The organism is Vibrio sp. YQ_11 (genome assembly GCF_043103065.1).
GTDB classification, from domain to species: Bacteria; Pseudomonadota; Gammaproteobacteria; order Enterobacterales; family Vibrionaceae; genus Vibrio; species Vibrio parahaemolyticus.
On record NZ_JBICJM010000013.1, the window covers coordinates 116826 to 128641 of the forward strand.

The following is an 11816-nucleotide window of genomic DNA, read 5'->3' on the forward strand; positions in this document are numbered from 1 at the left end:
AGCGGCAATGATTCGCCAAAAAATCGTCGTTGCTCGGTACAAAGCAAGAATAAAGCCAGCTTTATATAAACATCGTGAATATTGATCATTTAAGGGTGACTCATGCGATGCAGGGCAATAAACTCTAATTTTATGCAACTTGTGTAATGAAATTACACACTAAATAACCATCTCATTCGCATACCAGACACTTTCTGTAGTTTTATTTCACATCTATTCTTAAAGTGATCTAAATCAATCACCCTAAATGGCTATCTTGCTAGACTCCAGCCAAAAGATGAGGAATTTTTTGTGCCTCAACACAACAAGTTATTAGCTATGCTTAGGCACGACGTCGACGTGTAACAAATCTAATAATAGCTAGCATAGGACGTGCCGCAGGATGCGGAATAACACACTTGAATGAATAATTCATAACTTTTAAATATATGAGGAATCTATGTCAGACGCAGTTAACAAAGCGCACTCTGATTCAGATATCGAGACCAAAAGCTACCGTGAGCTTCATCGTCCATCATCTGAGTTCGCCAGCCGTTCAGACTACCTAGACCACGAACTACAAATCATGAAGCCGCGTCGTTTCGGCTTAAACTTGCCAGGTCGTGACTTCCGCTTTGAGCTTGAAGACCTTGTTCCAGCACTTGCTGGTACTATCGGCATTATCGCAATGTACTCTGCGGTAATGATGTCTTGGGCTGAAGGTCTTACTGCAGCATGGGACCACGTTAACTTAGGTAAAGATTTTGCCATCGAAGTTGCGCGTGTAGAAATGCTAATCCCTGCACTACTTTTCTGTGTGCTTGCTTCTGGCTTTATCAACCCGAAAGCCAACTTAGCAGGTAACCACGGTCCAATGATCCCTCTTATTGGTACCATCGCTCTCGCTGGTGCTCACCCTCTTGCATTGGCAATTCTTATTGGTGTATTCGGTCTTCTACTTAGCTTCTTGAAAGGCGGTTCTAAACTGGTGAACCTCACCTCAGAGGGTACAGCTGGTGGCTTGCTCATTTTCTTGGGCTTGACGGGTACCATGAGCCAAATCAACTCGATTCAAGAATGGGCGGTTGGTCTACAATCTTCTACTGTTGAAGCTGGTAGCATGGGTTACGTGGGTCTGATCGTGCTTGCAGTGACTATCGCACTATACGCTTTCCTTGCAAAAGTGAACAAACGTTGGCTTGCGATTCCAGTGTGTGCTTTCACAGGCCTTATTATCGCTCTAGTGCTAGGTGCTGGTTTTGACATCAAATTCGTCACTGAAACTGGCCTACCGAATCTAAACCCTGTTTACTGGTGGGGCAGCACTGAAGAAGGTTGGATGCTCGGTCTTCCTAATATGGAACACTTCATCGCGTCACTGCCTTTTGCAATCCTAGCAGTAGCAATGTGGTCTCCTGACTTCTTAGGTCATCGTATTTTCCAAGAACTTAACTACCCTAAAAAGACTGAAAAAGTACTAATGGACGTTGATGACACAATGACTATGTGTTCTATCCGTCAGATGGTAGGTACAGCGGTAGGTGGTGGTAACATCACTTCATCTTGGGGTACTTACATGATCCCAGCAGCGATTGCAAAACGTCCAATTCCTGGCGGTGCGATCCTTCTTGGTCTTCTAGTAATGATCATCGCGATCCTTGGCTTCCCAATGGACATCGCAGTATGGCCACCAGTAATGCGTGTCGCTCTTCTTGTAGGTGTATCTCTACCCCTACTTGAAGCAGGTATGCAAATGGTGAAAGACTCTAAAGACTCTCAAGCAGCGGGTATCTGTATTTTCGGTTCTGCCGTCGTTAACCCTGTACTAGCATGGGCATTAACAATGCTACTTGATAACAACGGTCTAATTGGTGACAAAGAGCGTGCAGCTCGCCTGTCATTCGTAGACAAGATTGTGATCCCAGTGGGTGTACTTGTTATCTGTTTGGTCGCTATGCTTGCAGTTGGTATGCTAGAAGGCCAGTATGGCATCAAAGCTTGGCTGTAAGGCTGATTGTTCAAAAAACGTGTGGGTAGCGCTTGTCGCTACCCCATTTTTATCGAGATTTTTGAGGATTTATTGATTTAGTTTAAGGTTTGCAAAAAAATTTTAGTTTAACCTCTAGTTGTCTCTTAAAAAGAGTGTCATTAAAGATAGTGACAATATTTATAGTTTTGTGACCCAATTTTTTAAATTTAAGACTATAAATATTGTTATTCAAAAGAGTGTACTGTTCCCCCTCAGATTTTGGGGATAGCTGGCTCAACGGCGAAGCAGTACGTAATTTTTTTCTACTAAAAAGGTAGGTATGTCATGGCAGAGCAATTTGCTAAAGCTTGGGAAGGTTTTGTTGCAGGTGACTGGCAAAACGAAGTAAACGTTCGTGATTTCATTCAAAAGAACTACACTCCGTACGAAGGCGACGAATCTTTCCTAGTTTCTGAAGGTACTGAAGCAACTAACAAGCTTTGGGCTAAGGTAATGGAAGGTATCAAGCAAGAGAACTCAACTCACGCTCCTGTTGATTTCGATACTTCTATCATCTCTACCATCACTGCTCACGATGCAGGCTACATCGAGAAAGATCTTGAGACTATCGTTGGTCTTCAAACTGACGCTCCTCTAAAACGCGCTATCATCCCTAACGGTGGTATCCGCATGGTTGAAGGTTCGTGCAAAGCATACGACCGCGAACTAGACCCACAAGTTAAAAAAATCTTTACAGAATACCGTAAAACTCACAACGCTGGTGTTTTCGACATCTACACTCCAGAAATCCTAGCTTGTCGTAAATCTGGTGTTCTAACTGGTCTTCCAGATGCTTACGGTCGTGGCCGTATCATCGGTGACTACCGCCGTGTTGCTCTATACGGTATCGACTTCCTAATGAAGGACAAACTGGCTCAATTCAAATCTCTACAAGAGCGTTTTGAGAACGGTGAAGATCTTCAAATGACTATGCAGCTTCGCGAAGAGATCGCTGAGCAACACCGTGCACTTGGCCAAATGAAAGTTATGGCAGCGAAATACGGTTGTGACATCTCTCGCCCTGCTGAAACTGCACAAGAAGCTATCCAATGGACTTACTTCGGCTACCTAGCAGCTGTTAAGTCTCAAAACGGTGCTGCAATGTCTCTAGGTCGTACTTCTACATTCCTAGACGTGTTCATCGAGCGTGATATCGCTGCTGGTAAGCTTACTGAAGAACAAGCTCAGGAAATGATCGACCACTTCGTAATGAAACTACGTATGGTTCGTTTCCTACGTACTCCTGAGTACGATGACCTATTCTCTGGCGACCCAATCTGGGCAACTGAGTCTATGGGTGGTATGGGTCTTGACGGTCGTACGCTAGTTACTCGTACTAACTTCCGTTTCCTAAACTCACTATACACAATGGGTCCTTCTCCAGAGCCAAACATCACTGTACTTTGGTCTGAGCAACTACCTGAAGGCTTCAAGAAGTTCTGTGCGAAAGTATCTATCGATACTTCTTCAATCCAGTACGAAAACGACGACCTAATGCGTCCAGACATGAACTCTGACGACTACGCAATCGCATGTTGTGTATCTCCAATGGTTGTTGGTAAGCAAATGCAGTTCTTCGGCGCTCGTGCTAACCTTGCGAAAACTATGCTTTACACCATCAACGGTGGTGTGGATGAGAAGCTAAAAATCCAAGTTGGTCCGAAAATGCCTAAGATCGAAGGCGACGTACTAAGCTATGACGAGTTGTGGGAAAAAATGGACCACTTCATGGATTGGCTAGCGAAGCAATACGTGACTGCACTAAACGCAATCCACTTCATGCACGACAAGTACAGCTACGAAGCTGCACTAATGGCTCTGCACGACCGTGACGTTAAACGTACTATGGCTTGTGGTATTGCTGGTCTATCTGTTGCTGCTGACTCTCTGTCTGCAATTAAATACGCAACTGTTAAACCTATCCGTGATGAAGACGGTCTAGCAATCGACTTCGAAATCGAAGGCGATTACCCTAAATTTGGTAACAACGACCCACGCGTTGATGACATCGCATGTGAACTTGTTTCTGTATTTATGGGCAAAATCCGTAAGCTTAAGACTTACCGTGATGCAATCCCTACTCAGTCAATTCTTACTATCACTTCAAACGTGGTATACGGTAAGAAAACTGGTAACACACCTGACGGTCGTCGTGCTGGTGCTCCATTTGCTCCAGGTGCAAACCCAATGCACGGTCGCGATGAGAAAGGTGCTGTAGCATCACTAACTTCAGTTGCTAAACTGCCGTTTGCTGACGCACAAGATGGTATCTCTTACACATTCTCTATCGTACCTAACGCACTAGGTAAAGATGAGGGTTCACAACGCGCTAACCTTGCTGGTCTGATGGATGGTTACTTCCACCACGAAGCTGGTATCGAAGGTGGTCAACACCTAAACGTGAACGTTCTTAACCGCGAAACTCTAGAAGACGCAGTTAAGCACCCAGAGAAATACCCTCAGCTAACAATTCGTGTATCTGGTTACGCTGTTCGCTTCAACTCTCTAACTGCAGAGCAACAAGCTGACGTAATCGCACGTACATTCACTGAGTCTCTATAAGACTATAGCGAAATAACGTTTTAGTGATACAACAAAGGCTGATGCTGCAAAGCATCAGCCTTTTTTTGTTTCTTGAACTAAAGTTGTGACATTGCGGAAGATTTTGATTGAATTCTTACGTATGATGCAAAAAAAGTTAGTAAATGCAGTATATGAAACTCAGTAAATTAATTTTCCTTACCCTTTTATCGCCAGTTGCTCTGGCATCCACCAAATCCACAGTATCCTTTACCCTTGATAACGATGGCATTTTTGGTGTCGACCAAGATTACACCAACGGTATATTCTTCTCTTACGCAACCGAGAAGCTAAAAAAAGAAAGCGAATGGAAATGGTTCAGCTTAGAAAATGCAGATCAATCCAATGTCGATAAGATCGAGGTAGTACTTGGCCACAAGATGTGGACTCCAAGTGATATTGAAGCAGACTACCCTCTTGCCAATGACCGTCCATATGCTGGTTACCTACACACTGAAATCAACTACCTATCTCTAACCGCCGATCAAGCCGTTCGCTATAACTTCACCATTGGTGCCACAGGTGAAAGTTCTCTATCAGAAAAAGCGCAGGAAATTGTTCACGGCATCACTGGTTCAACCGATCCTCAAGGCTGGGATTACCAAATTGACGATGAAATTGCCTTTAGCGTTGGTTACCGAGCTTTCAATAAACTCATGCGCAGTGAGGGCCAGAAGACGCAATGGGAAATCACTAATGTGAATGACATTAACGCAGGTAACTTCCGCAGCGATGTATCACAAGGTGTCATGTTCCGCTGGGGCACGAATCTAGCCAACAGTATTGGCGCGGCAAACATCAGTGTAGAAAGCCCTTTCTCTGCCAGTATGCTTGCGAAAAATACCTCCAGTTGGTTTGTCTTTACAGGATTTGAAGGTCGATACCGTTTCAACGATATCACCATTGAAGGCGATCGCTCAGGTATTCCAGGCTCATCAGAACCTTATGATGTGACTCTAGAAAACTGGCAAGCAAGTGCCGTTGCAGGTGCAACTTGGTATAACCAGAATTACGGCGCAAGCCTAACCTTTACGGTGAAAACACCTGATTACGAAGAATCACAAACTGACGTTTATGGTACTGGTTCTTTCTCAGTCTTTGCTTTCTTTTAAATAGTATTTATCTCTCCGGCCAATGAACGCATCATTGGCCGTTTTCTTTGGTCACATTACGCTGCCTTAGCCACCCACAAGGCTGTTTTAACCCTGCTTTTTGTAATAAAATAACAGCAAGAATTTATTAGTAATGAGAGCAAAAGATGTCAACAACTGGTCGTATTCACTCATTTGAATCATGCGGTACCGTAGACGGACCTGGTATTCGTTTTATCGTCTTCTTGCAAGGTTGTTTAATGCGCTGTAAGTATTGCCATAACCGCGATACTTGGGACACGCATGATGGTAAAGAAGTTACTGTTGAAGAAATCATTGCCGAAGCGAAAAGCTACCGTCATTTCATGAATGCATCAGGTGGTGGTATCACTTGTTCTGGTGGCGAAGCCATGCTTCAACCAGAATTTGTTCGCGACTTTTTCCGTGCGGCTCACGCAGAAGGCATCCACACATGTCTAGATACCAATGGCTACATTCGTAAACACACAGAAGTGATCGACGAAGTATTGGACGCGACTGATTTGGTGATGCTAGATATCAAACATATGAAAGATGAAATTCACCAAGACTTTATCGGTGTGTCGAATCGACGTACGTTAGACTTTGCTCGTTACTTGCACAAAATTGGTCAAAAAACATGGATTCGCTACGTAGTTGTGCCGGGTTACACCGATGATCCAGAAGCGGCGCACATGCTGGGTGAATTCATTAAAGATATGGACAACATCGAGAAAGTTGAACTGCTCCCATACCACAAACTCGGTGCACATAAATGGGAAGCTCTTGGTTTAGAGTACCCTCTTGAAGGCGTGAATCCTCCTTCAAAAGAGACAATGGATGAAATTCAATCCATCTTGTCTCAGTACCACTCCAACGTGAAATACTAAGCAAATAAGAAACTTAACGTTCTAGAAATGCCAGCATTTAGCTGGCATTTTTGTATGTAACACTGGCAAATTCCTTATATAAATCACCAAGGCGTGTAAAATAGCGCCCCTACAAAAGGATTAACGTAAAAGTGACAAACGCATTTTAGGAAAAGAGTTCATGGACTGGTTTAACGTAGGCTCACTCATCATCGTCACTTGGGTTGTCGTTGCTTTTTGCATACCCGATTGGAGAAAAGTAGTTTGGCCTAAACTTGAACAAGAGAAAGCATTTCAACATATCGTGTTTGCCTCTTTCTTTCTCATTACGGTTCTTTGGTCTGCTCAAGCAGGAGTAAAAGAAGGGTTACAAATACACTTTCTCGCGTTAACGACACTAACCATGATGTACGGTTGGCGAATGGCTTTTTTGCTCAGCATTCCTGCGATGATCGCCTACCACTGGATACACGATATTTCGTTTATCTTGCTCCCGAGCTCTCTTGTGCTATCGGCGCTCGTTCCAATATTAATCAGCTACTTAGTCTTTTTGCTTAGTTACCATTATTTACCCCGCAACATCTTTGTGTTTATTTTTGTCGCTGGCTTTTTTAATGGCGCACTCACAGGCAGCTTACACTTAGTATTTAACTCGTTTTATCACTTGTTGGTTGGCCACTACGATTGGGAAACCATTCAACACAACTACTTTATTTTTGTCCCATTGCTTGCGTTCCCCGAAGGGTTACTTAACGGGATGTCACTGGCAGTATTAACCGTCTTCAAGCCAGAGTGGTTAAGAGTGTTTTCGGACCGAGATTACATATACAACCACTATCACAAAAAGTAGATATTCTTCTTATATCGTGTATCACGCCGTGGCTGAATTCGACAATTCTTGCCATTTTTTCATATTAAATATGTGTTGAGATCATGTTTCACCCTTGTCTGAAGCGTTAACCTAAGCACATTAAAAATGTATTAGATTATTTAGTGAGGTCATCATGGAAATGTCAAACGCTCAACGTTTGATCCTATCAAACCAATACAACCTAATGTCTCAGCTTGATCCGAATAATGCGGCTAAATACAAACGCCTACAGACGATCGTTGAACGCGGCTATGAGCTACAAATGCGCGAACTGAACAAAGATTTCGGTTGCCTTTCAGAAGCAGAATGCCGTGAAATCATCGACATTATGGAGATGTATCACGCCATGCAAGAATCTAACAATATGTTAGATGCGGAAGAGCGTAGCAAAGTAGACCAACGTCGCTTACAGTTCTTAGGTTTCGATATCGCAACAGAAGCGCAGCAAGTGCATTACGTCCGCTTCCTTGTTGATTCTGAAGGTCTTTACCCACAATTCGACAAGGCAGATCACCACTTTAACAGCCAAATGCCAATGCTAGATAAATACCGCCGCATGCTGCAAACTTGGCGTAACTGCCCTCGTCAATATCACTTGTGTGAAAACGAGCTTGCACAAATTTTTAGTGCATAAGCTAGCAAGTCTTTGATTAGGAGAGCATTCGCTCTCCTTTTTTTATTTTCCTGTCACAACTTCCATTCTTCACTACCGTATCCTTCTGCTTATCTTGTGCAATGTGGAATAACGAATCACTGAAATTCTGTATTTTTCACCAAATATTTGATTTATCTCCGCCCTATTCGCAACATAAATTCATCCTCATCTAAAGAGTGATTCAAATGTCACTTTTACAATAAATTCATAATTGTTAAGCAAAATTGCAAATCCCCGACTAGGCTTAAGTAGAGAAAGGCTGTGACTGAAAAGTACACATCCACTGCTCACCGTTGTGATGAAAAAACTGTCCATAAAGCAAAGTCTTTGGTGTTACTGGTCATACATTTCGTACAAACCAAATGAGATAACAGGACGTCGACATTCAGGCAACTAAGAGCACAGCAAAACGTGGAACAGCCTGCACCAACGTTCGTCGGTAGACTGACTATTAAAGGGGAAAGCGACATGAGTATTTTCGACCACTATCAATCCAGATATGAAGCTGCAAAAGATGAAGAGATGTCGTTACAGGAGTTTCTAGCCCTGTGTAAGGATGACAAAAGTGCTTATGCTAATGCAGCAGAACGCCTACTGATGGCAATCGGCGAGCCAGAGATAATAGATACAGCTAAAGACCCACGTTTGAGCCGCATCTTCTCCAACCGCGTTATCTCTCGCTATGAAACATTCAAAGACTTTTATGGTATGGAAGATGCGATTGAACAAATTGTCTCTTACCTCAAACATGCGGCACAAGGATTAGAAGAACGCAAACAGATCCTCTATCTATTGGGCCCTGTTGGCGGCGGTAAGTCCTCACTTGCTGAAAAACTAAAATCGCTTATGGAAGCGATGCCTATTTACGTATTGAGCGCTAATGGCGAACGCAGCCCAGTGAACGACCACCCATTCTGTTTATTCAAAGCGACCGAAGATGGCGAGATTCTGAAAACGGACTACGGTATTGAGCAGCGCTATCTTCGCTCAATCATGTCGCCTTGGGCAGCAAAACGCCTTCACGAATTTGGCGGCGACATCACCAAGTTTAAAGTGATGAAAGTTCGTCCTTCTATCCTTGACCAAATCGGTATTGCGAAAACCGAACCTGGTGATGAGAACAATCAAGATATTTCATCACTCGTCGGTAAAGTGGATATCCGTAAACTCGAACACTACTCTCAAGACGACCCAGATGCGTACAGCTACTCTGGCGCGCTGTGTAAAGCAAACCAAGGCTTGATGGAATTCGTCGAGATGTTCAAAGCGCCAATTAAAGTATTGCACCCATTACTAACCGCAACACAAGAAGGCAACTTTAACGGGACGGAAGGCCTTTCTGCAATTCCATTTGACGGCATGATTTTGGCTCACTCTAACGAATCTGAGTGGCAAACCTTCCGCAACAACAAAAACAACGAAGCCTTCCTAGACCGTGTATACATCGTAAAAGTACCGTACTGTTTACGCGTATCGGAAGAAGTTAAAATCTATCAAAAACTGCTTGAAAACAGTGAACTGTCTCAAGCCCCTTGCTCACCAAGCACATTAGAAACATTGGCGCAGTTCAGTATCCTTTCTCGTCTGAAAGAGCCTGAAAACTCGTCTATCTTCTCGAAAATGCGCGTGTACGACGGCGAGACGCTAAAAGACACCGATCCTAAAGCGAAAAGCTACCAAGAATATCGAGATTACGCAGGCGTCGATGAAGGTATGAACGGCCTATCTACACGTTTTGCGTTTAAGATTTTGTCTCGCGTGTTCAACTTTGACCAAACCGAAGTGGCAGCAAACCCAGTTCACCTGTTCTATGTAATTGAACAACAAGTAGAGCGCGAACAATTCCCTTCAGAAACCGCAGAAAAATATCTTGAGTTTTTGAAAGGTTACCTCGTTCCTCGTTACGTTGAGTTTATCGGTAAAGAAATTCAAACCGCGTACCTAGAATCTTACTCTGAATACGGCCAAAACATCTTCGACCGTTATGTTACCTACGCAGACTTCTGGATTCAGGACCAAGAATACCGTGATCCAGAAACGGGGCAGCTATTTGACCGCGCGTCTCTCAATGCGGAACTAGAGAAAATTGAGAAAACCGCTGGTATCTCCAACCCGAAAGATTTCCGAAATGAAATCGTCAACTTTGTGCTTCGTGCGAAAGCCAATAACAATGGTCAAAACCCAGTTTGGACCAGCTACGAAAAACTGCGCACGGTAATCGAGAAGAAAATGTTCTCCAATACCGAAGAGCTTCTTCCGGTTATCTCGTTTAATGCGAAAACCTCTTCTGAAGATCAGAAGAAACACGACGACTTTGTCGCTCGCATGATGGAAAAAGGCTATACCGAGAAACAGGTTCGCCTACTTTCTGAGTGGTACCTACGAGTACGTAAGTCATCCTAACCCAGTGTTGAGTTAGGTCGCTTGTGAAACATGAAGAGGGCTATTTCATGGCGCAATTTATAGACCGCAGGCTCAATGGCAAAAACAAGAGCGCTGTTAACAGACAGCGCTTCTTGAAGCGCCATAAAGAGCAGATCAAAGAGTCGGTAGCTGACGCAGTGAATCGACGCTCGATCACGAATACAGAAACGGGCGAAGACGTCTCAATACCGCACAAAGACATTAACGAGCCGATTTTCCATCAAGGGAAAGGTGGCGTGCGTGAACGCGTGCACCCTGGTAACGATCAGTTTATTACGGGCGATAAAATCGAGCGTCCAAAAGGTGGAGGCCAAGGCAGTGGCTCTGGTGAAGGTAACGCAAGTCCCGATGGCGAAGGTCAAGATGAATTTGTGTTCCAAATTTCAAAAGATGAATACCTGGATATTCTTTTTGAAGACTTAGAGCTACCGAATCTAGAAAAAAATCAAATCGCTAAAATTACGGAATGGAAAACTCACCGAGCAGGTTTCCAAACTGCGGGGATCCCTTCCAACATTTCCGTTATTCGTTCATTGCAGCAGTCATTAGCTCGTCGAACCGCCATGACTGCAGGCAAAAAGCGACTTCTTAAAGAACTCGAAGACGAGTTGACTCGCATCAAAAATATTGAGCCAGCACAACAACTTGAAGAAAATCGTCTGAAAAAAGAAATCGAAGAACTGCGCAAGAAAATTGAAAATGTGCCGTTCATCGATACTTTCGATTTACGTTTTAAAAACTACGAAAAACGACCAGTCCCTTCTAGCCAAGCCGTGATGTTTTGTTTGATGGACGTATCTGGTTCTATGGATCAAGCGACCAAAGACATCGCGAAACGCTTCTATGTGCTGTTGTATCTGTTCTTAACTCGCACCTATGAAAACGTAGACGTTGTGTTTATTCGCCACCACACGCAAGCCAAAGAAGTCGATGAACACGAATTTTTCTACTCGCAAGAAACCGGTGGCACCATCGTATCTAGCGCTTTGAAATTAATGGATGAAATCGTCAAAGAGCGTTACCCGGTTGGTCAGTGGAACATCTACGCAGCCCAAGCGTCCGATGGGGATAACTGGGCGGATGACTCACCACGATGCCGAGATTTACTCGTGAACAAGTTGCTGCCAAATTGTCAGTACTATTCTTATATAGAAATCACGCGTCGCTCACATCAGACCTTATGGCACGAGTATGAGAAGCTTACCGACGAGTTTCCAAACTTCGCTATGAAGAATATTCGCTCTGTGGAGGATATCTTCCCAGTCTTCCGAGAACTATTCCAAAAAGAAACGGCGTAAGG

Annotated in this window: 8 protein-coding genes; all 8 read left to right on the forward strand. The window is 43.8% G+C overall.

Features of this window, described 5'->3' with window-relative positions; genetic code table 11:
* Window positions 1-439 precede the first annotated feature (439 nt).
* The 8 genes from ACF8EG_RS10640 to ACF8EG_RS10675 all read left to right on the forward strand — a co-directional run bounded on the left by ACF8EG_RS10640 (window position 440) and on the right by ACF8EG_RS10675 (window position 11814).
* Window positions 440-1987, forward strand: a complete 1548-nt coding sequence (locus ACF8EG_RS10640) for a DUF3360 family protein (RefSeq protein WP_005456280.1) — start codon at window positions 440-442, stop codon at window positions 1985-1987.
* Window positions 1988-2293: 306 nt separating this feature from the next.
* Window positions 2294-4570 (forward strand): formate C-acetyltransferase, encoded by a 2277-nt coding sequence (gene pflB / locus ACF8EG_RS10645; protein ID WP_005456189.1) that lies wholly within the window; start codon window positions 2294-2296, stop codon window positions 4568-4570.
* Between the two features lie 152 nt (window positions 4571-4722).
* Window positions 4723-5700, forward strand: a complete 978-nt coding sequence (locus ACF8EG_RS10650) for a lipid A deacylase LpxR family protein (RefSeq protein ID WP_005481800.1) — start codon at window positions 4723-4725, stop codon at window positions 5698-5700.
* Between the two features lie 146 nt (window positions 5701-5846).
* Window positions 5847-6587 carry a pyruvate formate lyase 1-activating protein gene (pflA, locus tag ACF8EG_RS10655; protein WP_005456250.1) on the forward strand — a complete coding sequence of 247 codons (741 nt, stop codon included), beginning with the start codon at window positions 5847-5849 and terminating at the stop codon, window positions 6585-6587.
* A gap of 160 nt (window positions 6588-6747) precedes the next feature.
* Window positions 6748-7416 carry an energy-coupling factor ABC transporter permease gene (locus ACF8EG_RS10660; protein WP_017448256.1) on the forward strand — a complete coding sequence of 223 codons (669 nt, stop codon included), beginning with the start codon at window positions 6748-6750 and terminating at the stop codon, window positions 7414-7416.
* Between the two features lie 154 nt (window positions 7417-7570).
* Window positions 7571-8071 (forward strand): YfbU family protein, encoded by a 501-nt coding sequence (locus ACF8EG_RS10665; RefSeq protein WP_005456271.1) that lies wholly within the window; start codon window positions 7571-7573, stop codon window positions 8069-8071.
* A gap of 489 nt (window positions 8072-8560) precedes the next feature.
* The gene (locus tag ACF8EG_RS10670) at window positions 8561-10495 is read left to right on the forward strand and encodes a PrkA family serine protein kinase (protein WP_005456210.1); all 1935 of its coding nucleotides are present in this window, start codon (window positions 8561-8563) and stop codon (window positions 10493-10495) included.
* 47 nt (window positions 10496-10542) lie between these two features.
* Window positions 10543-11814 (forward strand): YeaH/YhbH family protein, encoded by a 1272-nt coding sequence (locus ACF8EG_RS10675; protein ID WP_005481863.1) that lies wholly within the window; start codon window positions 10543-10545, stop codon window positions 11812-11814.
* Window positions 11815-11816 lie beyond the last annotated feature (2 nt).